The organism is Streptomyces sp. NPDC101776, from assembly GCF_044766845.1.
Lineage (GTDB): Bacteria > Actinomycetota > Actinomycetes > Streptomycetales > Streptomycetaceae > Streptomyces.
This window is the reverse complement of sequence record NZ_JBIWMV010000002.1, coordinates 1,170,783-1,195,240: the sequence shown is the minus strand read 5'-3', so window position 1 is coordinate 1,195,240 and position 24,458 is coordinate 1,170,783. Positions and strand designations below refer to the sequence as shown.

17 protein-coding genes, 1 tRNA gene and 1 pseudogene are annotated in these 24,458 nt (G+C 69.5%); 12 read left to right on the top strand and 7 right to left on the bottom strand.

The annotated features are described in order from the left end of the window. A pseudogene (locus ACIRRY_RS11125) lies at positions 1–217 on the top strand (hypothetical protein); the annotation flags it as partial. On the opposite strand, the gene polA reads toward ACIRRY_RS11125, so the two are convergent. Further along, a complete protein-coding gene (polA, locus tag ACIRRY_RS11120; protein ID WP_403970629.1) occupies positions 214–2,952 on the bottom strand; it encodes a DNA polymerase I in 2,739 nt (912 codons plus the stop codon). The pseudogene ACIRRY_RS11125 and the gene polA overlap by 4 nt on opposite strands. 477 nt (positions 2,953–3,429) lie before the next feature. Here polA and ACIRRY_RS11115 point away from each other — a divergent pair, with 477 nt between their 5' ends. The 8 genes from ACIRRY_RS11115 to ACIRRY_RS11080 all read left to right on the top strand — a co-directional run bounded on the left by ACIRRY_RS11115 (position 3,430) and on the right by ACIRRY_RS11080 (position 13,280). Then, a complete protein-coding gene (locus ACIRRY_RS11115; protein ID WP_403970626.1) occupies positions 3,430–5,709 on the top strand; it encodes an FdhF/YdeP family oxidoreductase in 2,280 nt (759 codons plus the stop codon). A 61-nt stretch (positions 5,710–5,770) separates the two neighbouring features. Then, positions 5,771–6,259 carry a PaaI family thioesterase gene (locus tag ACIRRY_RS11110; protein WP_403970623.1) on the top strand — a complete coding sequence of 163 codons (489 nt, stop codon included), beginning with the start codon at positions 5,771–5,773 and terminating at the stop codon, positions 6,257–6,259. Between the two features lie 487 nt (positions 6,260–6,746). Next, positions 6,747–7,409, top strand: coding sequence for a hypothetical protein (locus ACIRRY_RS11105; RefSeq protein ID WP_403970621.1), 663 nt, complete (start codon positions 6,747–6,749; stop codon positions 7,407–7,409). Between the two features lie 225 nt (positions 7,410–7,634). Then, positions 7,635–8,852, top strand: a complete 1,218-nt coding sequence (locus tag ACIRRY_RS11100) for a branched-chain amino acid ABC transporter substrate-binding protein (RefSeq protein ID WP_403970895.1) — start codon at positions 7,635–7,637, stop codon at positions 8,850–8,852. Positions 8,853–8,990: 138 nt separating this feature from the next. Continuing rightward, on the top strand, positions 8,991–9,920 hold the full coding sequence (locus ACIRRY_RS11095; RefSeq protein ID WP_200690684.1) for a branched-chain amino acid ABC transporter permease: 930 nt from the start codon (positions 8,991–8,993) through the stop codon (positions 9,918–9,920). Positions 9,921–9,924: 4 nt separating this feature from the next. Next, a complete protein-coding gene (locus ACIRRY_RS11090) occupies positions 9,925–11,724 on the top strand; it encodes a branched-chain amino acid ABC transporter permease (protein ID WP_403970619.1) in 1,800 nt (599 codons plus the stop codon). A gap of 6 nt (positions 11,725–11,730) precedes the next feature. Next, positions 11,731–12,567, top strand: a complete 837-nt coding sequence (locus tag ACIRRY_RS11085; RefSeq protein WP_403970617.1) for an ABC transporter ATP-binding protein — start codon at positions 11,731–11,733, stop codon at positions 12,565–12,567. After that, on the top strand, positions 12,564–13,280 hold the full coding sequence (locus ACIRRY_RS11080) for an ABC transporter ATP-binding protein (protein WP_327404825.1): 717 nt from the start codon (positions 12,564–12,566) through the stop codon (positions 13,278–13,280). The genes ACIRRY_RS11085 and ACIRRY_RS11080 overlap by 4 nt, the downstream gene beginning before the upstream one ends. 83 nt (positions 13,281–13,363) lie before the next feature. Here the strand turns inward: ACIRRY_RS11080 and ACIRRY_RS11075 are convergent, their stop codons facing one another. Beyond that, positions 13,364–14,020 (bottom strand): ANTAR domain-containing response regulator, encoded by a 657-nt coding sequence (locus tag ACIRRY_RS11075; protein WP_043675163.1) that lies wholly within the window; start codon positions 14,018–14,020, stop codon positions 13,364–13,366. 105 nt (positions 14,021–14,125) lie between these two features. Here ACIRRY_RS11075 and ACIRRY_RS11070 point away from each other — a divergent pair. Both ACIRRY_RS11070 and ACIRRY_RS11065 read left to right on the top strand, forming a co-directional pair. Next, positions 14,126–14,198, top strand: a tRNA-Leu gene (locus ACIRRY_RS11070). 50 nt (positions 14,199–14,248) lie between these two features. After that, complete coding sequence (locus tag ACIRRY_RS11065; RefSeq protein ID WP_403970614.1) at positions 14,249–14,455, top strand: hypothetical protein; 207 nt, start codon at positions 14,249–14,251, stop codon at positions 14,453–14,455. 127 nt (positions 14,456–14,582) lie between these two features. Here ACIRRY_RS11065 and pyk read toward each other — a convergent pair whose 3' ends face one another. Both pyk and ACIRRY_RS11055 read right to left on the bottom strand, forming a co-directional pair. Further along, entirely contained in the window at positions 14,583–16,019 is a 1,437-nt protein-coding gene (gene pyk / locus ACIRRY_RS11060; RefSeq protein ID WP_403970612.1) for a pyruvate kinase, read from the bottom strand. 145 nt (positions 16,020–16,164) lie between these two features. Beyond that, positions 16,165–16,884 carry an SIMPL domain-containing protein gene (locus tag ACIRRY_RS11055; RefSeq protein ID WP_403970610.1) on the bottom strand — a complete coding sequence of 240 codons (720 nt, stop codon included), beginning with the start codon at positions 16,882–16,884 and terminating at the stop codon, positions 16,165–16,167. A gap of 127 nt (positions 16,885–17,011) precedes the next feature. On the opposite strand from ACIRRY_RS11055, the gene ACIRRY_RS11050 reads away from it, so the two are divergent. Continuing rightward, positions 17,012–18,817: a bifunctional metallophosphatase/5'-nucleotidase gene (locus ACIRRY_RS11050; RefSeq protein ID WP_403970607.1), complete on the top strand. Its 1,806-nt coding sequence runs from the start codon at positions 17,012–17,014 to the stop codon at positions 18,815–18,817. A gap of 77 nt (positions 18,818–18,894) precedes the next feature. Here ACIRRY_RS11050 and ACIRRY_RS11045 read toward each other — a convergent pair whose 3' ends face one another. The 3 genes from ACIRRY_RS11045 to pepN form a co-directional block, all read right to left on the bottom strand. Continuing rightward, a complete protein-coding gene (locus tag ACIRRY_RS11045) occupies positions 18,895–20,346 on the bottom strand; it encodes a lysine N(6)-hydroxylase/L-ornithine N(5)-oxygenase family protein (RefSeq protein WP_403970604.1) in 1,452 nt (483 codons plus the stop codon). Continuing rightward, positions 20,343–21,710, bottom strand: a complete 1,368-nt coding sequence (locus ACIRRY_RS11040) for a pyridoxal phosphate-dependent decarboxylase family protein (protein WP_403970601.1) — start codon at positions 21,708–21,710, stop codon at positions 20,343–20,345. The genes ACIRRY_RS11045 and ACIRRY_RS11040 overlap by 4 nt, the downstream gene beginning before the upstream one ends. A gap of 162 nt (positions 21,711–21,872) precedes the next feature. Next, positions 21,873–24,458: an aminopeptidase N gene (gene pepN / locus ACIRRY_RS11035; RefSeq protein ID WP_403970597.1), complete on the bottom strand. Its 2,586-nt coding sequence runs from the start codon at positions 24,456–24,458 to the stop codon at positions 21,873–21,875.

The following is a 24,458-nucleotide window of genomic DNA, read 5'->3' as shown; positions in this document are numbered from 1 at the left end:
CCCGCTCAGCCCGCTCAGCCCGCTCAGCCCGCTCAGCCCGCTCAGCCCGCTCAGCCCGCTCAGCCCGCTCAGCCCGCTCAGCCCGCTCAGCCCGCTCAGCCCGCTGGAGTATCCCGCCGCCCACCCCCGCAGTGACGCTCCCCCGCGCTCCGCCACCCCGGCAGAAACCCCCGCCCACCACACAACTCCCCCTCCGCCCAACCCCCGGAGGGACTAGTGGGCAGCCGACTCCCAGTCCGCCCCCACCCCCACCGAGACGTCCAGCGGCGCCCGGAGATGCACCGCGCCGGCCATCTCGTGGCGGACCAGTTTCTCCGTGGCCGCTCGTTCTCCGGGGGCGATCTCCAGGACGATTTCGTCGTGGACCTGGAGGAGCATGCGGGACTTGAGGTCGGCCTCGCGCAGGGCGGTGTCGACCTTGAGCATGGCCATCTTGACGATGTCGGCCGCGGTGCCCTGGATCGGTGCGTTCAGGGCCATGCGCTCGGCGGCCTCGCGGCGCTGGCGGTTGTCGCTGTTGAGGTCGGGGAGGTAGCGGCGGCGGCCGAAGAGCGTCGCCGTGTAGCCCGTCGCCCGGGCCTCGTCGACCGCCCGGCGCAGATAGTCCCGTACACCGCCGAAGCGCTCGAAGTACGTGTCCATCAGGACCCGCGCCTCGCCCGCCTCGATGTTCAGCTGCTGGGAGAGACCGAACGCGGACAGCCCGTAGGCGAGGCCGTACGACATCGCCTTGATCTTGCGGCGCATCTCCGCGTCGACCGCGGCACCCTCGACCGAGAACACCTGGGAAGCGACCGTGGTGTGCAGGTCCTCGCCCGAGCTGAACGCCTCCAACAGGCCCTCGTCCTCGGAGAGATGGGCCATCACCCGGAGTTCGATCTGGCTGTAGTCCGCGGTCATCAGCGACTCGTAGCCCTCGCCCACCACGAAGCCGCGGCGGATCGCCCGGCCCTCGTCGGTGCGGACCGGGATGTTCTGCAGGTTCGGGTCCGTGGACGACAGACGTCCTGTCGCCGCGACCGTCTGGTTGAACGTGGTGTGGATACGGCCGTCCGCCGCGACCGTCTTGATCAGGCCTTCTACGGTGACGCGCAGCTTCGCCTGTTCGCGGTGGCGGAGCATGATGACCGGCAGTTCGTTCTCGGTCTGGTTGGCCAGCCAGGCCAGCGCGTCCGCGTCGGTCGTGTAACCGGTCTTCGTCTTCTTCGTCTTGGGCAGGCCGAGTTCACCGAAGAGGACTTCCTGGAGCTGCTTGGGCGAGCCGAGGTTGAACTCGTGCCCCGCCGCCGCGTGTGCCTCCTTCACCGCCTGCTGCACGGCGCCCGCAAACATCTGCTCCATGGCTTCGAGGTGTGCCTTGTCGGCCGCGATGCCGGCTCGCTCCAGGCGGGCCAGCAGGATCGAGGTGGGCAGCTCCATGTCCCGGAGCAGGTCCGCCGCGCCGACCTCCTGGAGGCGCTCCCCGAAGGCGTCCCCCAGGTCGAGGATCGCGCGGGCCTGCACCATCAGGGCGTCCGCCTCGGCGCCGTCGTCCGCACCGAAGGCCAGCTGGCCGTCGGCCGCGGCGGCGGGCGCCAGTTCACGGCCCAGGTACTCCAGGGACAGCGCGTCCAGGTCGAAGGAGCGGCGGCCGGGCTTGACCAGATAGGCGGCGAGCGCGGTGTCCATGGAGATGCCGGCGATCGTCCAGCCGTGCTCCGCGAAGACCCGCATCGCACCCTTGGCGTTGTGGAACACCTTGGGGCGGTCGGCGTCGGACAGCCAGGCCGCGAACGCGTTCTCGTCGCTCTCGTCCAGCTCCGCGGGGTCGAACCAGGCGGCCGCTCCCCCGGCGGTGGCGAGCGCGATCTCGGTCACCGAACCGGAGCCGAGCGCCCAGGTGTCGACGGTGGCGACACCGAGGGGCTCGGTGCCGTAGTCGGCCAGCCAGCCGGTCAGTTCACCGGTGCCGAGGACCGAGCCGTCGACCGCCACACCGCTCTCGGCAGGCGGGGTCGGGGCGGCCTCCTCGGCGCCCGGGTCGACGGCCAGCAGTCGCTCGCGCAGCGAGGGGTTGCGGATCTCCAGAGTGTCGAGAACCATCGCGACGGCCGTGCGGTCGTACGGAGCGCGGCCCAAGTCCACGACCGTCTTGGGGAGTTCGACGTCCTTGACCATCTCGGTCAGCCGGCGGTTGAGCTTGACGGCGTCCAGGTGGTCGCGGAGGTTCTGCCCTGCCTTGCCCTTGACCTCGTCGACGCGCTCGACCAACTCGGCGAACGAACCGAACTGGTTGATCCACTTCGCGGCGGTCTTCTCGCCGACGCCGGGGATGCCCGGGAGGTTGTCGGACGGGTCGCCGCGCAGGGCCGCGAAGTCGGGGTACTGGGCGGGCGTCAACCCGTACTTCTCGACGACCTTCTCCGGGGTGAACCGGGTCAGCTCGGAGACACCCTTCGTCGGGTAGAGCACGGTCGTGTGCTCGGACACGAGCTGGAAGGAGTCGCGGTCGCCGGTGACGATCAGCACGTCGAAGCCCTCGGCCTCGGCCTGGGTGGCGAGCGTGGCGATGACGTCGTCGGCCTCGAAGCCGTCGACCGCGAACCGGGACACGTGCATCGCGTCGAGCAGTTCGCCGATCAGCTCGACCTGGCCCTTGAACTCGTCCGGGGTCTTGGAGCGGTTCGCCTTGTACTCGGTGAACTCCTCGGAGCGCCAGGTCTTCCGGGACACGTCGAAGGCCACCGCGAAGTGTGTGGGCGCCTCGTCGCGCAGGGTGTTGGCCAGCATCGACGCGAAGCCGTAGATCGCGTTCGTCGGCTGGCCCGTCGCGGTCGTGAAGTTCTCCACGGGCAGCGCGAAGAACGCGCGGTAGGCCAGCGAGTGCCCGTCCATCAGCATCAGCCGTGGACGGTCGCCGCCGGAGGTGTTCCCGGAGGTCTTGTCGGTCTTCTTCGATGCTGTCTCTGCCACGCCCCCGATCCTGCCACGCCCCACTGACAGTCGGAGTCACAGCCGCCGCGTCGGAGGGCCTGGCCGCGATGAACGGGGGCCGCGGGAGGGTGCGAACGGGTCCCCGTAGCCGCGCCGAGCGCCCCGCACGCGTGCGGGGTCACCGTCGCGGCGGGAGACCCGGACGAACACTCCCCGGCCCGCCGCACCCCGGATCGGACCGACCGGTACCACCCCCGCCGCAACGAGGAGCCGGACAAGCCCACCCCGCCCCGCCCCAAACCACACCCCACCCCACCTCGCCGCACTCCCGCCCCGCACCCCCGACCCCGACCCCGCCCCGGCACCCGGCACCCGGCACCCGGCACCCGGCACCCGGCACCCGGCACCCGGCACCCGGCCGAAAGCATTGAGCCCACGAACCGACCTCGGCGTTGTCACTGCCGCGTGCGAGGATCGGAGGAGTAGTACACATGTGCCAGCGAAGGAGGGCCCGCGATGGCCACGAAGCCGCCCAAGGGTGATCCGGTCCAGGACGCGCCCCAGGTCACCGAGCCCAAGCACGCCGCGGCCGGACTTCCGGCGATCGGGCACACGTTGCGCATCGCACAGCAGCAGATGGGGGTCAAGCGCACCGCGTTGACGCTGCTGCGGGTCAATCAGAAGGACGGCTTCGACTGCCCGGGCTGCGCCTGGCCGGAGCCGGACCACCGGCACGCGGCGGAGTTCTGTGAGAACGGCGCGAAGGCGGTCGCCGAGGAGGCCACCCTGCGCCGGGTCCCCCCCGAGTTCTTCGCGACCCACCCGGTGGCCGATCTCGCGACGCGCAGCGGGTACTGGCTGGGCCAGCAGGGGCGTCTCACGCACCCCATGTATCTCCCCGAAGGGGCCGAGCGCTACGAACAGGTCACCTGGGAGCGTGCCTTCGACATCGTCGCGGAGGAGATCGCCGCCCTCGGCTCCCCGGACGAGGCCCTTTTCTACACCTCGGGCCGGACCAGCAACGAGGCGGCGTTCCTGTACCAGTTGTTCGCGCGGGAGCTGGGCACCAACAACCTGCCGGACTGCTCGAACATGTGCCACGAGTCGTCGGGTTCCGCGCTGAACGAGACGATCGGCATCGGCAAGGGCAGCGTCCTGCTGGAGGACCTCTACCAGGCCGACCTGATCGTCGTCGCCGGCCAGAACCCGGGCACCAACCACCCGCGCATGCTCTCCGCCCTGGAGAAGGCCAAGGCCAACGGCGCGAAGATCATCAGCGTCAATCCGCTGCCCGAGGCGGGCCTGGAGAAGTTCAAGAACCCGCAGACCCCGCAGGGCATGCTCAAGGGCGCCGCCCTCACCGACCTGTTCCTGCAGATCCGCATCGGCGGCGACCAGGCTCTCTTCCGTCTCCTCAACAAGCTCATCCTGGAGACGGAGGGCGCCGTCGACCAGGAGTTCGTCGACGAACACACCCACGGCTACGAGGAGTTTGCGACCGCCGCGCGGGACGCCGACTGGGACGAGACCCTCCTCGCCACCGGGCTGACCCGCCCGGAGATCGAGAAGGCCCTGGAGATGACCCTCGCCTCCGAGCACACCATCGTGTGCTGGGCGATGGGCCTCACCCAGCACAAGCACGCCGTGCCGACCATCCGCGAGGTCGTCAACTTCCTTCTGCTGCGCGGCAACATCGGCCGCCCGGGCGCGGGCGTGTGCCCGGTGCGCGGCCACAGCAACGTGCAGGGCGACCGCACCATGGGCATCTTCGAGCGCCCCGCACCCGCCTTCCTGGACGCCTTGGAGAAGGAGTTCGGCTTCGCCCCGCCGCGCGAGCACGGCTACGACGTGGTCGCCGCGATCCGCGCGCTGCGCGACGGCGACGCGAAGGTGTTCTTCGCGATGGGCGGCAACTTCGTGTCCGCCTCCCCCGACACCGAGGTCACCGAGGCCGCCATGCGGCGCGCGAGCCTCACCGTGCACGTGTCGACGAAGCTCAACCGCTCGCACGCCGTCACGGGCGCGCGTGCCCTCATCCTGCCCACCCTGGGCCGCACCGAGCGCGATCTCCAGGGCGGCGGCGAGCAGTTCGTCACCGTCGAGGACTCCATGGGCATGGTGCACGCCTCACGGGGCCGCCTGGAGCCCGCGAGCGCCCACCTGTTGTCCGAGACCGCCATCGTGTGCCGCCTCGCCCGCCGCGTCCTCGGCGCCGAATCCCGCACGCCCTGGGAGGAGTTCGAGAAGGACTACGCCACCATCCGCGACCGCATCGCGCGCGTGATCCCCGGCTTCCAGGACTTCAACGCGCGCGTGGCCCACCCCGGCGGCTTCGCGCTCCCGCACGCCCCGCGCGACGAACGCCGCTTCCCGACCGCCACCGGCAAGGCCAACTTCACCGCCGCGCCCGTCGAATATCCCGAACTGCCGGAAGGCCGCCTGCTGTTGCAGACGCTGCGCTCGCACGACCAGTACAACACCACGATCTACGGCCTCGACGACCGCTACCGGGGCATCAAGAACGGCCGCCGGGTCGTCATGGTCCACCCCGACGACGCCGCCCGGCTCGGCATCGCCGACGGGTCGTACGTCGATCTGGTCGGCGAGTGGAAGGACGGGGTGGAGCGGCGGGCGCCCGGTTTCCGGGTCGTGCACTATCCGACCGCGCGGGGCTGCGCCGCCGCCTACTACCCCGAGACCAACGTCCTGGTCCCCCTGGACGCCACCGCGGACACCAGCAACACCCCGGCCAGCAAGTCCGTCGTCGTACGTCTGGAACAATCGGCGACCGACTGAGCGTTTGCTCAGCCGTCAGTCAGGTCCGCCGGTCAGGCGCAGGACGAACGGAGTCGGCCCCATGGGCGAGCAGCAGCACGGGAAGTTCCCGCAGGACGTCATCGACGAGTACTCGGCGCTCGGCATCGACCTGGTCGCCCTCTTCTCGGCGGGGCACCTCGGCACCCGGATGGGCGTGGAGATCGTCGAGGCGTCCGCCGAGCGGGTCGTCGGCACGATGCCGGTGGAGGGGAACACCCAGCCGTACGGGCTGCTGCACGGGGGCGCGTCCGCCGTCCTGGCGGAGACCCTCGGCTCGCTGGGGGCGATGCTGCACGGCGGCAGCACGAAGATCGCCGTCGGCGTGGACCTGAACTGCACCCACCACCGCGGGGCCCGCTCCGGCCTCGTGACCGGCGTCGCCACCCCCGTGCACCGGGGCCGCTCGACGGCGACGTACGAGATCGTGATCAGTGACGAGGACGGGCGGCGGGTGTGCTCCGCGCGGCTGACCTGCCTGCTGCGGGACGTGAAGCCGGGCGACGGGATCCCCGCGGGCGCCGCGAGCTGAATCCCCGCGCCCGGCCCGGGCCGCCCCGGGCGGGACCGCACACCCGGCCGAGCGGTCCCGGACGCGTCCACGCACACACCACGGGCGGACCGTCGACCGGCCCACACACACTCCGCGACCTGACCGCCCACCGGCCCACGCACGCGCCGCAACCCGACCACCCGCACGCGCCGCAACCCAACCGCCCACCGGACCACCCGCACGCGCCGCAACCCGACCGCCCACCGGTCCACCCGCACGCCACGACCCGACCACCCACCGGCCACGCACGCGCCGCGACCCAACCGCCGACCGGACCACCCGCACGCGCCGCAACCCAACCACCAACCGGACCTCCCGCACGCCACGACCCGCCCACCGACCGGACCACCCGCGCACCCAGAACCCGTCCTGCCCCCGTCCCGAACCCGCCCCGAACCGGCGGATCTTGACCCCGTCTTCCGCACCCCCGTCCGCTCCCCTACCGTTTCCCCATGAGGCTGCCGGCATGAGCGGTATCGGGCCCGTCGAATCCGTCGACTCATCGGAGGCGAACGGGAGTTACGAAGTCATCGGGGGTGACTCGCCCCGCCCGACGGACCGTTGGCACACCCTCCCGCCGCGAACCCGCAGGGCCGTGCTCGCGGCGGGCACGGTCGCCGTCGTGGCCGTCGGAGTCGTCCTCCTGCCACCCCGCCCGCAGGCCGACCCGGCGCCACCCGTGCCCTGGCCCGCGAACATCACCGAATGGCGCTACACGGGGCTCGCCCAGACCACCGACACCCCCACCACGACCGGCTTCTTCCGCTTCGCCGTCACCGTGGACAGCGGGCCGCCCGTCGCCGTACGGGTGATCGGCGCCGCCTTCGACGGGCTCATCGCCCAGGCCGTCCCCGACCCGTCCTTCACCGTCCGCGCCGGGACGACCCGCCGCGTGACCGTGGAGATATCGGTTTCCGACTGTTCGGGACTGCCCCTGAATGCGGACCTCGCCTTTCTGGACGTAACGCTGCGTAACACGCGCGCAATACAAAGCCACAGTTTCATCTTCGGCAGCGCCTACTCCAAGGACCTTTCCCAGCTCCTCCACAGGGCCTGCGGCACGACAAACGCCAGGCCAGGCCCACGGCCAAGCGGAAGTGCAGGTTCTCAAAATGTGGACCGCGGCTGAATTCCGCCAAACCGGCCGAGACCCACCCTCCACGATCCCCGCCAACCTGCACGTCATAACAAGAAAGTCACAAGCCAGCGCACGACGATGCCCATGCCCACAGACCGGGCTTAGAGTCACGGCCAGTCACCGCTCCATCGGGAGTTGGGTACCAGCGCAGCACCTTGCCGCTCCAGACCGGAGCGACGGTGTCTGCGGAAAGGACTGATTGTGCGACAGCGTTCTTTGGTGATACTGACCTCCGTTCTCACGACCGGAGCTCTGACCCTCACCGCCTGCGGCTCCCGGGACAGCGACAGCAAGAGCGACAGCGGGTCGACCACCCTGACCATCGGTGTCGACGCCCCGCTGTCCGGTGAGAACTCCACCACCGGTCTCGGCATCCAGTACGGCGTCCAGATCGCGATCGACGACGCCAACAAGAACAACTGGGTCCCCGGCGTCAAGTTCAAGATCAAGGCCCTGGACGACAAGGCCCAGCCCGCCACCGGCCAGTCCAACGCCACCGCCTTCACCGGCGACAGCAACGTTGTCGGCGCCGTCGGCCCGCTGAACTCCGGCGTCGCCCAGTCGATGCAGCAGGTGTTCGCCTCGGCCAACATGGTCGAGATCTCCCCGTCGAACACCAACCCCGCCCTGACCCAGGGCAAGGACTGGGCGACCACCAAGACGCGGCCGTACAAGACGTACTTCCGCACGGCCACCACGGACGCCCTCCAGGGTGCCTTCGCCGCCGACTACGCGTACAACGGCCTCAAGAAGAAGAAGGCCTTCGTCGTCGACGACAAGCAGACCTACGGTGCCGGCCTGGCCGGGATCTTCAACAGCGCCTTCAAGAAGCTCGGTGGCTCCATCGCGGGCACCGACCACGTCAACACCGGCGACACCGACTTCAGCACCCTCGTCACCAAGATCAAGACCTCCGGTGCCGACCTGCTCTACTACGGTGGCCAGTACGACGAGTCGGAGAAGATCACCAAGCAGCTCAAGGGCGCCGGCGTCAACATCCCGCTGTTCGGCGGTGACGGCATGTTCGCCACCACCTACATCGAGACCGCCGGCAAGTCCGCCGAGGGCGACCTCGCCACCTCCGTCGGCGTCCCCGCCGACACCCTGCCCGCCGCCAAGGCGTTCATCGCGACCTACAAGGCCAAGGGCTACAAGGGTGACTACGGCGCCTACGGCGCCTACGCCTACGACGCCGCCACGGCCATCATCAAGGCCGTGAAGGCGGTCAAGGACGGCAACGGCGACAAGCTGCCCTCCGGCAACGACCTCCGCTCCAAGGTCGTCGACGCCGTACAGAAGTCGGACTTCGAAGGCATCTCCGGCAAGGTCGCCTTCGACGAGTACGGCGACACCACGAACAAGCAGCTCACCGTCTACCAGGTCACCAACGGCGCCTGGAAGGCCGTGAAGACCGGCACCTTCAACGGCAGCTGATCTCAGCCCAGCACCACAGCACCACCGCACCACGGGCCGCGCGGAAGGAGGATCCCGACCGCGCGGCCCGTTGTCACACCCCCCACCCCCAGGCACGCGATCTGTGCACACGACCACCAGCGACATGGAGGCCATGCGGTGAACACCCTGCCGCAGCAGCTGGCCAACGGGCTGCTTCTAGGCTCGATGTACGGGCTGATCGCCATCGGCTACACGATGGTGTACGGCATCGTCCAGCTCATCAACTTCGCGCACGGCGAGATCTTCATGACCGGCGCCTTCGGCGCCCTCACGGTCTACGCCTACATCCTGCCGGACGGCACCTCGATGGTGGTCGCCGTACCACTCATGCTGATCGGCGGCGGAATCGTCTCCGTCGTCGTCGCGGTAGGGGCCGAACGATTCGCCTACCGCCCCCTGCGGCAAGCACCACGGCTGGCGCCCCTCATCACCGCCATCGGTCTCTCCCTGTCACTGCAGGAACTCGTCCGGAACTTCTACCCGGGCGCCGACAAGGCCCGCTCCTTCCCCAGCCTCGACGGCAACCACGACATCGGCTCCGTCACGATCTCCGACGCCGACATCTTCCTGGTCATCGCCGCCATCGTCTGCATGTCCGGCCTCGCCTGGTTCGTCCGCAAGAGCCGCACCGGCCGCGCGATGCAGGCCACCGCGCAGGACCCGGACACCGCGCAGCTCATGGGCATCGACACCAACCGCATCATCGTCATAGCGTTCGCGATCGGCGGCTTCTTCGCCGCGGTGGCAGCCGTCTCCTACGGCCTGAAGTACGGGAACATCGACTACCGCATGGGCTTCCTGATGGGCCTCAAGGCCTTCACCGCGGCCGTCATGGGCGGCATCGGCAACATCTACGGCGCCATGCTCGGCGGAGTCGTCCTCGGCGTCGCCGAGACCCTCGCCTCCGCCTACATCAGCAAGATCCCCGGCATGGAACAGCTCGGCGGCTCCAGCTGGGCCAACGTCTGGGCCTTCTGTCTCCTCATCCTCGTACTGCTGTTCAGGCCACAGGGCCTGCTCGGCGAACGCGTCGCGGACAGGGCGTGATCACATGACCGAGACGAACGAAACCCCCGAAACGCCGGTCGCCGCCCCCGCGACACAGCGCGGCCTCATCCCGCTGCCCCTCGCGGCCGCCCGCGCCCTCCTGCTCGTCGGAGGCATCGCCACCGCCGCCTCCACCGCACTGCGCTGGACCTGGACCTCCGATTTCCCGGGCGACCTCACCTACAACGGCAGCCCCGCCGGCCTCCAGATCCTCACCCTCGTCGCGGGCGTCATCACCGCGGTGTTCGCCCTCGCCACCTACGGCGTCCGCGGCCTCCGCTGGCTCATGCCCGCCCGCAACAACGCACCCGTCGTGCTCATCGCCCTCGCCGGCTTCGCCGTCACCTGGTACACGGTGATCTCGATCGCCGCCGAACTCGGCGGCATCGCCAACTGGGAACCCGGCACCTACATCGCCGCCGTCGCCTCCCTGCTTCCCGTCATCGGCGCCCTCGCCCTCCCGCAGGACGCCACCGACAACACCAAGGAAGCGCTCAAGGCGTACATCCGCAAGGCCGACAGCATCCCGGCCCCCCAGCCGACCGCACCCTGGATCCAGCGACTGGCCATCACCGTCGTCGCCGCCCTGGGCCTCACCGTCTTCGCCTACGGCATCGACGCGGAGGAGGAACTCTTCGTCGGCTTCCTCATCGTGGTCGTCTTCACCGCCTGGGCCCTGCACAGCGCCGGCCTCTTCGACCGGTTCAGCCACCTCACGGCCACCAACCGCAGCTTCGCCCTCGCCATGGGCTTCGTCGCCGCGATCGCCTTCCCCCTCACGCAGACCAACGACCACTACGCCAACCTCGGCGTCAACATCCTGATCTTCGGCACCGTCGCCCTCGGCCTCAACATCGTCGTCGGCCTCGCCGGACTCCTCGACCTCGGCTACGTCGCCTTCCTCGGCGTCGGCGCCTACACCGCCGCCCTGGTCTCCGGCTCCGAGTTCTCCAAGTTCTCCGGCGTCCAGTTCCCCTTCTGGGCCGCCGCCCTCACCGGCGCCGCCGCCAGCCTGGTCTTCGGCGTCCTCATCGGCGCCCCCACCCTGCGCCTGCGCGGCGACTACCTCGCCATCGTGACCCTCGGCTTCGGAGAGATCTTCCGCATCGCCGTCAACAACATGGACGGCGTCTCCGGCCCCGACATCACCAACGGCCCCAACGGCATCCCGTCCATCCCCGACCTGTCGTTCTTCGGCTTCGACTTCGGCCAGAGTCACGACTTCGCCGGATTCACCATCGGCCGGTTCGCCAACTACTACCTGCTCATGGTCCTGATCAGCGCCCTCGTCGTCACGATCTACCGCCGCGCCTCGGACTCCCGCATCGGCCGCTCCTGGATCGCCATCCGCGAGGACGAGACCGCCGCGACCGCCATGGGCATCAACGGCTTCCGCGTCAAGCTCGTCGCCTTCGCCCTCGGCGCCACCCTCGCAGGCCTCGCCGGCACGGTCAGCGCCCACGTCACCTACAGCGTGGTGCCCAACCCGTACCAGTTCGCCGGAGCGGCCCCGCCCAACTCCGCGTTCCTCCTGGCGGCCGTCGTCCTCGGCGGCATGGGCACCGTCTCCGGACCCTTCCTCGGCGCCGCCCTGCTGTACCTGCTCCCGGAGAAGCTCGTCGCCCTCCAGGACAAGTCGCTCCTCGCCTTCGGCATCGCGCTCATCCTCCTGATGCGCTTCCGCCCCGAGGGAATCATCCCCAACCGCCGACGCCAGCTCGAATTCCACGAGACCGGCCAGCTCGACGTACCGGACACCACGACCCTGACCGACGAACCGGCCATCACCAAGGCAGGGGCGTAGAGAGCCATGACGACACCCGTACTCGAAGCCCGTGACGTCACGATGCGCTTCGGCGGCCTCACCGCCGTCCGCTCCGTCGACTTCACCGTCAACGCCGGCGAGATCGTAGGCCTCATCGGCCCCAACGGCGCCGGCAAGACCACCTTCTTCAACTGCCTCACCGGCCTCTACGTCCCCACCGAGGGCACGGTCTCCTACAAGGGCACGGTCCTTCCGCCGAAGCCCCACCTGGTCACCAAGGCCGGCATCGCCCGCACCTTCCAGAACATCCGCCTGTTCGCCAACATGACGGTCCTGGAAAACGTCCTCGTCGGCCGCCACACCCGCACCAAGGAAGGCCTCTGGTCGGCCCTCCTGCGCGGCCCCGGCTTCAAGAAGGCCGAAAAGGCGAGCGAGGAACGCGCCATGGAACTCCTGGAGTTCATCGGCCTCGCCCACAAGCGCGACCACCTCTCCAGGAACCTCCCCTACGGCGAACAGCGCAAGCTGGAGATCGCACGCGCCCTCGCGTCCGAGCCGGGCCTGCTCCTCCTGGACGAGCCGACGGCCGGCATGAACCCCCAAGAGACGCGCGCCACCGAAGAGTTGGTCTTCGCCATCCGCGACAAGGGCATCGCCGTCCTCGTCATCGAGCACGACATGCGCTTCATCTTCAATCTCTGCGACCGCGTCGCCGTCCTCGTCCAGGGCGAGAAACTCGTCGAAGGCACCTCCGACGTCGTCCAGGCCGACGAACGCGTGGTGGCCGCCTATCTCGGCGAACCGTTCGAGGCCACGCCCGAGGACACCCAGCCCGCGACGGAAGCGGAGAGCACCACCAGCGCCAAGGGAGAAGCCCAGTGACCGCACTGCTAGAGGTCGAGGACCTCAGGGTCTCCTACGGCAAGATCGAAGCCGTCAAGGGCATCTCCTTCAGCGTCGAGGCCGGCCAGGTCGTCACCCTCATCGGCACCAACGGCGCCGGCAAGACGACGACCCTGCGCACCCTCTCGGGCCTGCTCCAGCCCTCCGGCGGCAAGATCACCTTCGACGGCAAGCCGCTCAACAGCGTCCCCGCCCACAAGATCGTCGCCCTCGGCCTGGCCCACTCCCCCGAGGGCCGGCACATCTTCCCCCGCCTCACCATCGCGGAGAACCTCCAGCTCGGCGCCTTCCTCCGCAAGGACAAGGAAGGCATCGAAAAGGACATCCAGCGCGCCTACGACCTCTTCCCCATCCTCGGGGAACGTCAGAAGCAGGCCGCGGGAACCCTCTCCGGCGGCGAGCAGCAGATGCTGGCGATGGGCCGCGCGCTCATGTCCCAGCCGAAACTGCTGATGCTGGACGAGCCGTCCATGGGCCTCTCCCCGATCATGATGCAGAAGATCCTGGCGACGATCGTGGAGCTCAAGGCGTCGGGCACGACGATCCTCCTCGTCGAGCAGAACGCCCAAGCGGCGCTCTCCCTCGCCGACCAGGGCCATGTCATGGAGGTCGGCAACATCGTCCTCTCCGGCACGGGCGAGGACCTGCTGCACGACGAATCGGTACGCAAGGCGTACCTCGGCGAGGACTGAGTTCTCCTTCGCCCTTCGCCACGACGAGGCCCGCGCCCCCAGCTTCGGGGGCGCGGGCCTCGTCGTAGTCACCGTCTCGGGTGTCAGCCCTTCGCGGACTTCTTCTCGTCGGCGTCCTGGATGACCGCCTCGGCGACCTGCTGCATGGACATCCGGCGGTCCATCGACGTCTTCTGGATCCACCGGAACGCGGCCGGCTCGGACAGTCCGTACTCGGTCTGCAGGATCGACTTCGCACGGTCGACCAGCTTGCGGGTCTCCAGCCGCAGCGTGAGGTCGGCGACCTCCTGCTCAAGCTGCTTGAGCTCGGTGAAGCGTGAGACGGCCATCTCGATCGCGGGCACGACGTCACTCTTACTGAAGGGCTTCACCAGGTACGCCATCGCACCGGCGTCCCTGGCCCGCTCGACGAGGTCGCGCTGCGAGAAGGCGGTGAGCATCAGTACGGGAGCGATGCCCTCCTCGGCGATCTTCTCGGCGGCGGAGATACCGTCCAGCTTGGGCATCTTCACGTCGAGGATCACCAGGTCGGGCTTGTGCTCACGGGCCAGCTCGACGGCCTGCTCACCGTCGCCGGCCTCACCGACGACGGTGTACCCCTCTTCTTCGAGCATCTCTTTGAGATCGAGCCGAATCAGGGCCTCGTCCTCGGCGATGACGACACGGGTCGTCAGCGGAGGCACGTGCGACTTGTCGTCGTCGGGCGCGTCTACGGGCTGGGGCGACTCGGGGGCGGTCACGGGGGCTCCTCGTTCAGGGCACGGGGGTAGTGCTGAGCAAGAGCCTACCTAGCTGCGATAAGGTGGGGGCACAGCGGGAGACCGCTGACCTTGGTTTTAGGGGAAGCCCCGGTAGTCCAGCGGTAGAGACAATGGATTCAAAACCCATCAAGCGTCGGTTCGAATCCGACTCGGGGCACTTTTCCTTCGATTCGAAGGACGCGCTTTAAGGCGGAGGTTCACGTTCGCGTGAACCTCCGCTTTCTGCTGCCAGCACACGCGAACGAGGTCGGCGTCAGTCGGAAGCAGGCGAACGCCTACAACATCTCCGTTGCCCGCAAGGCGTCAGTCGCCCTCATGGACACCCGTGTAGGCCTACCGATGCTCAACTCCGGTCTCACGGCCCGTGAATTCGCTGAGGAGTTCCAACTGCCGCCCGGGTTCTCCGAGATGTGAGTGAACCGGGGTTATCACGGGCGCATCCGCCATAACGTGAAGGGAATTCATCGGCGTCGAAAGCCGGCGAATTTCATCCGCGACGGCGACCTTCGCCTCGCCGTCGCTCTTCTCGTGTCCGTAGGCGCTACTTGGGGCTGTCGTCCTCACCGACGTGGTGGACGCGGACGAGGTTGGTGGAGCCGGCGACTCCGGGGGGCGAGCCCGCCGTGATGACGACGATGTCGCCCTTCTGGCAGCGGCCGTGCTTGAGGAGGAGTTCGTCGACCTGGTCGACCATCGCGTCGGTGGAGTCGACATGTGGGCCGAGGATGGTCTCCACGCCCCAGGTGAGGGTGAGTTGGGCGCGGGTGGCCGGGTCGGGGGTGAAGGCCATCACGGGGATGGGCGACCTGTAGCGGGACAACCGCCGTACCGTGTCGCCGGATTGGGTGAAGGCCACCAGGAACTTCGCGCCGAGGAAGTCGCCCATCTCGGCGGCGGCCCGGGCCACCGCGCCGCCCTGGGTGCGGGGCTTGTTGCGTTCGGTCAGTGGGGGCAGGCCCTTGGCGAGGATGTCCTCCTCGGCGGCCTCGACGATGCGGGCCATCGTGGTGACGGTCGCGATGGGGTAGTTGCCGACGCTGGTCTCGCCCGACAGCATCACCGCGTCCGTGCCGTCGATGACGGCGTTCGCCACATCGCTCGCTTCCGCCCTGGTCGGGCGGGAGTTCTCGATCATCGAGTCGAGCATCTGGGTGGCGACGATGACCGGCTTGGCGTTGCGCTTGGCCAGTTTGATCGCGCGCTTCTGGACGATCGGGACCTGTTCGAGGGGCATCTCGACGCCGAGGTCGCCGCGGGCGACCATGATGCCGTCGAAGGCGGCCACGATGTCGTCGATGGCCTCGACGGCCTGGGGTTTCTCCACCTTGGCGATGACGGGCAGGCGGTGGCCCTCCTCGTCCATGATGCGGTGGACGTCGTCGATGTCCTTCCCGCTGCGGACGAAGGAGAGGGCGATGACGTCGAAGCCGGAGCGCAGGGCCCAGCGGAGGTCGACCTCGTCCTTGTCGGAGAGGGCGGGGACGGAGACGGCGACGCCGGGGAGGTTGAGGCCCTTGTGGTCGGAGACCATGCCGCCCTCGACGACCTTGGTGTGGACGCGGGGGCCGTCGACGGAGGTGACTTCGAGGCAGACCTTGCCGTCGTCGACGAGGACGCGCTCGCCGGGGGTGACGTCCGCGGCGAGGCCGGCGTAGGTCGTGCCGCAGGACTGGCGGTCGCCTTCGGCGCCTTCTTCGACGGTGATGGTGAAGGTGTCTCCGCGTTCAAGGAGTACGGGGCCTTCGGTGAATCGGCCGAGTCGGATCTTCGGGCCTTGAAGGTCGGCGAGCATTCCGACGCTGCGGCCGGTCTCCTCGGAGGCCTTACGGACGCGCTGGAAGCGCTCCTCGTGCTCGGCGTGGGTGCCGTGGCTGAGGTTGAAGCGGGCTACGTCCATTCCGGCTTCGACCAGGGCTTTGATCTGGTCGTACGAGTCGGTCGCGGGGCCCAACGTACAGACGATTTTTGCTCGGCGCATGGTTTGAGCCTAGACCTTACCGATGGGTAGGGAATTGGCCGTGCATGACTACTCAACAACCTTTGGGTGAAGGCTTATTGACAAGGCTTGAATGTGCGGCGAGGTGCTCCAATGAGCGTGGGAATGGTCGAATCAAAGGCTCGGTTCATAGGCGCGGTGGTGCCATCGTGAAGCGCGCGTTGACCTGGGCGTAGACCTGTTGCCGTTCGGGTTCGAGGTCGAGGGGCGCGGCGGCGGTGTCCTCGGCGGCTCCGCCCATGAGGGCTCGGGAGCGCATACGGCCCGCGGGTGCCGCGTAGGTCTGGGCGTTCTCGGCGCCGATGTCGGCGAGTTCGACGAGGGCGGCGAGGGTGGTGCCGAGTGCTTCGGCGTATTCGCGGGCACGTTGGACGGCTTCGTGCACGGCCTGTTGGCGGGCCTGGCGGTGGACGGGCGAGTCAGGGCGCAGGGCCCACCAGGGGCCGTCGACGCGGGTGAGTTCGAGGTCGGCGAGGCGGGTGGTGAGTTCGCCGAGGGCGGTGAAGTCGGCCAGTTCGGCGGTGACGTTGACTCTGCCGTGGTAGCGGTGGACGCGTTCGCCCCGGCCGTGCTTGGTGAGTTCGGGGGTGATGGAGAAGCCGCCGGTCTCCAGGCGTTCGACGGCTTCGCCGTAGCTCTTGACCAGGTCGAGGACGGCGGCGTTGCGGCGGGTGAGGTCGTCGAGGGCGGTGCGGCGGTCGGTGCCGCGGGCGGCGACGGTGATGCCGATGCGGGCGATCTCGGGGTCGACTTCGAGGCGGGCCTCGCCGCGGACGGCGATGCGGGGGGCGTCGGGGGTGCCGTAGGGGACGTGGGGTCGGGGGTCGTCCGGGGTGGGGGTGGTCATACGTCCCACTCTGTCAGTTGTGGCGCCTGGTGGTCATCAGATCGAAACCTGCGGGACCTGTCGCGGCCAGTAAGAAGCGAGTAAGAATCTACGCGCGTTGTTGACCGTTTCCCGAGGAGATCCAGACATGCCCTTGAACCGCCGGAAGTTCCTGAAGAAGTCCGCCGTGACGGGTGCGGGGGTCGCGCTGGCCGGTGCGGCGGCGGCTCCGGCGGCGCAGGCCGCAGAGAGGAAGAAGCCGGGCAGGCACCCGAAGCGGTACTCGCTGACGGTGCTGGGCACGACCGACCTGCACGGGCATGTCTTCAACTGGGACTACTTCAAGGACGCGGAGTACTCGGACGCCAAGGGCAACGCGATGGGTCTGGCTCGGGTGTCGACCCTGGTGAACCAGATCCGCCAGGAGAAGGGCCGGCGCAACACGCTGCTGCTGGACGCGGGCGACACGATCCAGGGCACCCCGCTGACGTACTACTTCGCGAAGGTGGACCCGATCACCGCCAAGGGCGGGCCGGTGCACCCGATGGCGCAGGCGATGAACGCGATCGGGTACGACGCCGCGGCGCTGGGCAACCACGAGTTCAACTACGGCATCGAGACGTTGCGGAAGTTCGAGGACCAGTGCCGTTTCCCGCTCCTCGGGGCGAACGCGCTGGACGCGAAGACGCTGAAGCCCGCGTTCCCGCCGTACTTCATCAAGAAGTTCCAGGTGCCGGGCGCTCCGCCGGTGAAGGTGGCGGTGCTGGGGCTGACGAACCCGGGGATCGCGATCTGGGACAAGGCGTATGTGCAGGGGAAGTTGACGTTCCCGGGCCTTGAGGAGCAGGCGGCGAAGTGGGTGCCGAAGCTGCGGTCGATGGGTGCGGACGTCGTCGTGGTGTCGGCGCACTCGGGGTCGTCGGGGACGTCGTCGTACGGTGACCAGTTGCCGTACGTGGAGAACTCGGCGGCGCTCGTCGCGCAGCAGGTGCCCGGGATCGACGCGATCCTCGTCGGCCACGCGCACGTGGAGATCCCCGAGTTGAAGGTCACGAACACGGCGACGGGGAAGACGGTCGTACTGTCCGAACCGCTGTGCTACGCCGAGCGGTTGAGCGTGTTCGACTTCGAGTTGGTCTTCGAGAAGGGCCGTTGGACCGTCGAGTCGGTGGCGGCCTCGCTGCGGGACGCGAAGACGGTCGCGGACGACCCGAAGATCACGCGCTTGCTGAAGGACGAGCACGCGCTGGTCGTGGAGTACGTCAACCAGGTGGTCGGTACGGCGACGGCGACGCTGACGACGGTGGACGCGCGGTACAAGGACGCGCCGATCATCGACCTGATCACCAAGGTCCAAGAAGACGTGGTGAAGGCGGCGTTGGTGGGGACGGCGTACGCGTCGCTGCCGGTGATCGCGCAAGCGTCGCCGTTCTCGCGGACCTCGGAGATCCCGGCGGGCGAGGTGACGATCCGGGATCTGTCGGGTCTGTACGTGTACGACAACACGCTGGTCGCGAAGTTGCTGACGGGCACTCAGGTGCGGGCGTATCTGGAGTACTCGGCGGAGTACTTCGTGCAGACGGCGGCGGACGCGGTCGTCGACACGGAGAAGCTGACGAACGCGAACGGCCGCCCGGACTACAACTACGACTACGTGTCGGGCTTCTCGTACGACATCGACATCGCGCAGGCGGCCGGTTCGCGGATCAGGAACCTGACGTACAACGGTGCGGCGCTGGACGACGCGCAGCAGTTCGTGCTCGCGGTGAACAACTACCGGGCGAACGGCGGCGGCGCGTTCCCGCATGTGGCCTCGGCGACCGAGGTGTGGGCGGAGTCGACGGAGATCCGGACGCGGATCGCGGAGTGGGTGACCGCGAAGGGTGTGCTGAACCCGGCGGACTTCGCTTCGGTGGACTGGAAGTTGACGCGGAACGGGGCGCCGGTCTTCTAAGGCGTCCGGTGTTCTGAGGGGTCCGGTGTTCTGAGGGGTCCGGCGGGTTCTGGTCACCGCCGGGCCCCTGCCTCTGTCTAGCGTCCTTCGACGAGTGGGGTGAGGGTGCGGACGGCCTGCCGGGCCTGGGGGATCTGGGCCTGGGGGTCGAGGCCGAAGGTGGTGAAGGCCGTACGGCCGGGGAGGGGGTAAGGCTCCTTCCCCGTCAGGGAGTTGAGGATGGTGGCGCTGCGCCAGGCGGCGAGGCCGAGGTCGGGGGCGCCGACGCCGTGGGTGTGGAGTTCGGCGTTCTGGACGTAGACCTGGCAGCCGGCGCCGGTGACGGAGGGGTCGAGGACGAGTCTGAACTGGTCGTCGACGCGCGGGCGTTCGGCGCTGTCGCGGCGCAGATAGGGGTCGAGTCCGGCGAGGATGCGGCCGAGGGGGCGTTCGCGGTAGCCGGTGGCGAGGACGACGGCGTCGGTGGTGAGCCGGGAGCGGGTGTTCTGCTGGAGGTGTTCCAGGTGGAGCTCGACCTTGGTGGTCGCGATGCGGCCCGCGGTGCGGACCCGGACGCCGGGGGTGAGCACGGCGTCGGGCCAACCGCCGTGCAGGGTACGGCGGTAGAGCTCGTCGTGGATGGCCGCGATGGTGTCGGCGTCGATGCCCTTGTGGAGTTGCCACTGCGAGCCGACGAGGCGGTCGCGGACGGGTTCGGCGAGGGCGTGGAAGTAGCGGGTGTAGTCGGGGGTGAAGTGCTCCAGGCCGAGCTTGGAGTACTCCATGGGGGCGAAGGCCTCGCTGCGGCCGATCCAGTGGAGTTTCTCGTGTCCCGCGGGGCGGTGGCGGAGCAGGTCGAGGAAGACCTCGGCGCCGGTCTGTCCCGAGCCGATGACGGTGATGTGTCCGGCGGCGAGAAACGTTTCGCGGTGGGCCAGGTAGTCGGCGGCGTGGATGACGGGGACGCCGGGGGCTTCGACGAGGGGCTTGAGCGGGTCGGGGACGTAGGGGGCGGTGCCGACGCCGAGGACGATGTTCTTGGTGTAGGTCCGGCCGAGGGCCTCGGCCTCTCCGTCGCCGTCGAGCTGGGTGAAGTCGACCTCGAAGACGTCACGTTCGGGATTGAAGCGGACGGCGTCGACCTGGTGGCCGAAGTGGAGTCCGGGGAGGCTGTCCGCGACCCAGCGGCAGTAGGCGTCGTACTCGGCGCGCTGGATGTGGAAGCGCTCGGCGAAGTAGAAGGGGAAGAGCCGGTCCCGGGCCTTGAGGTAGTTGAGGAAGGACCAGGGGCTGACAGGGTCGGCGAGGGTCACCAGGTCGGCCAGGAAGGGGACTTGGACGGTGGCGCCGTCGATGAGCAGGCCCGGGTGCCAGTCGAAGCCGGGGCGCTGTTCGTAGAAGACGGTGTCGAGTTCGGCGAGCGGGTGGGCGAGGGCGGCGAGCGAGAGGTTGAAGGGGCCGATGCCGATGCCGACCAGGTCGCGGGGTGGATCGGGTTCGTGGTGTGGGGGGTTGGGGGTCTGGGGGTGACCCGTCGGGGGGTGGCTCATCGGGGGGTGTTTCCTTCCACCAGTTTCAGGAGGGCGGCCAGGTCGTCGGGCCGGGTGTGGGGGTTGAGGAGGGTGACCTTGAGCCAGAGCCGGCCGTCGAATGCGGCCCGGCCGAGCACGGCCCGTCCCTCGGTGAGGAGTTGGCGGCGTACGGCGGCCACCGCGTCGTCGGCGGCTTGGGCGGGCCGGAACAGGACCGTGCTGATGACGGGTGCGCCGTAGAGCTCGAAGCCGGGGTGGTCGCGGACGAGCGCGGCGAACTCCCGTGCGCGGGCGCAGACTTGGTCGACGAGGGTGCCGAGTCCGGTGCGGCCGAGGGTTTTCAGGGTGACGGCGAGCTTGAGGACGTCGGGGCGGCGGGTGGTGCGCATCGAGCGGCCGAGGAGGTCGGGCAGGCCCGCTTCGGTGTCGTCGTCGGCGTTGAGGTAGTCGGCGCGCTGGGTGAGGGCGGCGAGGTCGCGGGGGTGGCGTACGGCGAGAAGGCCGGCGGCCACGGGCTGCCAGCCGAGTTTGTGCAGGTCGAGGGTGACGGTGTGGGCGCGGTCGAGGCCGGCGAGTTTGTCGCGGTGGCGGTCGCTGAAGACGAGGCCTCCGCCGTAGGCGGCGTCGATGTGGAGGCGGGCGCCGTGGGCGGCGCACAGGCCGGCGATCTCGGGGAGCGGGTCGATGAGTCCGGCGTCGGTGGTGCCGGCGGTGGCGGCGACCAGGACGGAGCCGCGCGGGCCGGGCAGTGCGGTGAGGGCCTTGTCGAGGGCGGCGGGGTCGAGGGTGCCTGCGGGCGTGGGGACGACGACGGGGTCGGGCAGTCCGAGGAGCCAGGCCGCGCGGGGCAGGGAGTGGTGGGCGTTGGAGCCGCACACCAACTGCACGCTGCCGTTGTGGGCTTCGCGGGCGAGCAGCAGGGCGAGTTGGTTGGCCTCGGTGCCGCCGGTGGTGACGAGGGCGTCGGCGAGGCCGATCGCGTGGGCGAGGGTGCGGGTGACGAGGGCTTCGAGCGCGGAGGCGGCGGGGGCCTGGTCCCAGGAGTCCAGGGACGGGTTCAGCGCGCTGACGGCGAGGTCGGCGGCGGTGGCGACGGCGAGCGGCGGGCAGTGCAGGTGTGCCGCGCACAGCGGGTCGGCGGGGTCGGCGGCGCCTTCCGCGAGGGCGTGCACGAGGGTGCGCAGGGCGGTCGGATCGCCTTCGTCCGGGAGTACGTCCCCCACGGCGTCCCGCATCCGGGCGGCGACCGCGTCGGGGCCACCGGCCGGGAAGGGCCCGCCGCGTGCGCGGCGTCCGGTGCCGAGGGCGTCGAGGACGGTGTCGAGCAACGGCCGTAGGGCGTCCGGGCCTTCGGCGCCTGAGGCGAGGGGCGCGTTGCTCATGGGCTGTCCTCCGGGGCGCGGGGCAAGGGGGGTTCCAGCTTGTACCTGGATGAGTCGGCGCGCCCGGGAAGAACAACGATCAGAACCCGAAAGTGTTGCTGGGGGCCGATCGTCCTCGGTCGTGGAGCCCAGGAAGGACGATCAGCCCGCAGTGCCCGGGTGCTATGCCTTCCGCACCCTCAACGCCCGTGCCAGGTCGTCGAGTTGGTCGGCGAGCTTGCGACGCAGGGAGGGGGTGAGTTCGGCGTCGCGGAGGCATTCCTCGCCGAGGCGGAGGGTTTCGGGGTCGACGGCGTGCGCGGGGAAGGCCCAGCGGCCGGCGGCGTCGGCGATGGCGGGGCCGCGCCGGGTGGCGAGGGCCACCGCGTCCGGGTAGTAGCGGGGCACGTACTCCCGTACCAGGTCGGCCTGTTCGGGTTGCCAGAAGCCCTGGGCGGTGGCGGTGAAGAGGTAGTTGGAGAGGTCGTCGCCGGCGAACATCGCGTCCCAGGCCGTGCGCTTGGCCTCGGGGTCGGGGAGTGCGGCTCGGCAGCGGGCCGCGCCTTCCTGGCCGGTGGCGGACGGGTCGCGTGCCAGCTCGGCGGCGATCGCGCGCTCGTCGGTGGCGCCGAGGACGGCGAGGCGGGCCAGGACGCGCCAGCGCAGCTCGGGGTCGAGTTCCGGGCCGCCGGGGACGATGCCTTCGGCGAGCCAGGCGGCGATGGTGTCGGGGTGCGCGGCGACGTCGATGAAGTGGCGTACGGCGATGAGGCGCAGGCCGGGGTCGGAGCCGTCCTCGGTGCGGCGGATGAGGTCGCGGCACAGGGCGGTGAGGGTGGCGAGCGCGGCCGGGCGGTCCTCGGGGGTGAGGTAGCGGTCGGCGACCTGGGTGGAGGCGAAGGCGAGGACGCCCTGGACGAGGGCGAGGTCCGTCTCGTGCAGGAGGTGGGCGCGGGCGGCGTCCAGGTAGGCGGAGGCGGGGAGTTGACCGTCCCGGACCGTGTCGCGCAGGGCGTTCCAGACGACCGCGCGGGTGAGGGGTTCGGGGAGGCCGGAGAGGCTGGTGCGGACCGTTTCGAGGGACTCGGCGTCGAAGCGGATCTTGGCGTAGGTGTAGTCGCCGTCGTTGAGGAGGACGAGGGCGGGGCGGGGGCCCGAGGTGCTGGTGAGGCGGGTCTCGGCAGTGGCGGCGAGGTCCTCCTCGATGCGGCCGCGGAGGATCAGGCGGCTCGCGTCGTGCAGGTCACGGTCGTAGAGGCCGATGGTGATGCGGTGCGGGCGGGTGCCGCCGGACGGTACGAGGGAGTTGAGGTGGGTGAGTCCGTCGTGGTCCTGGGAGGGGTCACGCTTGAGCCAGACTCCGAGGCTGCCCTCGTGCTGGACGGAGTAGCTCCAGTGGCCGTCACCGGCTTCGACCTCGGGCGTGAGGGTGTCGACACCCGTCGTGCGCAGCCACGCGTCCGCCCAGGCGTTGACGTCCCGTTCGGTGCCGGAGGCGAGGGAGTCGATGAAGTCGGCGAGGGTGGCGTTGGCGAACTTGTGGCGGGCGAAGTGGGTGTTGATGCCGGCGAGGAAGTCCTTCTCGCCGAGCCAGGCCACCAACTGCCGTAGTGCGGAGGCGCCCTTGGCGTACGAGATGCCGTCGAAGTTGAGGAGGGCGGAGGCGGTGTCGTCGACGTTCTCGGGGGCCACGGGGTGGGTGGAGGGGCGCTGGTCGGCGTCGTAGCCCCAGGCCTTGCGGACGACGCCGAAGTCGGTCCAGGTGTCGGTGAAGCGGGTGGCCTCGGTGAGGGTCTGGTAGCCCATGTACTCGGCGAAGGACTCGTTCAGCCAGATGTCGTCCCACCACTGGAGGGTGACGAGGTCGCCGAACCACATGTGGGCCATCTCGTGGGCGATGACCATGCCGCGGGTCTGCCGCTCGGTGTCGGTGACGGCGGAGCGGTAGACGAACTCGTCGCGGAAGGTGACGAGTCCGGGGTTCTCCATGGCGCCCGCGTTGAACTCGGGGACGAAGGCCTGGTCGTAGGAGTCGAAGGGGTAGGGCTCCTCGAACTTCTCGTGGTAGCGGTCGTAGCACTGGCGGGTGATGTCGAGGATCTCCTCGGCGTCCGCGTCGAGGTGGGGGGCCAGGGAGCGGCGGCAGTGGATGCCGAAGGGCAGGCCGCGGTGTTCGGTGCGGATCGAGTGCCAGGGGCCGGCGGCGACCGCGACGAGGTAGGTGGAGATGAGCGGGGTGGTGGCGGCCTGCCAGCGGCCTTCGCCGAGGTGTTCGGTGATGCCGTTGGCGAGGACGGTCCAGCCTTCGGGGGCCGTCACGGTGAGGTCGAAGACGGCCTTGAGGTCGGGCTGGTCGAAGGCGGGGAAGACGCGCTGGACGTCGTCCATGAAGAGCTGGGTGTAGAGGTAGGTCTCGCCGTCGGTGGGGTCCGTGAAGCGGTGCATGCCCTCGCCGGTGCGGGAGTAGCGCATGCTCGCGTCGACGCGCAGTTCGTGCTCGCCGGCGGTGAGGCCGGGCAGCGGGAGCCGGTTCTCGACCAGGTGCTCGGGGTCGAGGGGGTGGCCGTCGAGGGTGACGGAGCGCAGCTCGGCGGGCTTGAGTTCGACGAAGGTGTCCGCGTCGGCACGAGCGCTGAACCGGATGACGGTGCGGGAGTCGAAGGTGTCTTCGCCCGTCGTCAGATCGAGTTCGATCGTGTAGCGGTGGACGTCGAGGAGCCTGGCACGGGTCTGCGCTTCGTCGCGCGTCAGTACGGACATGGTGGACAT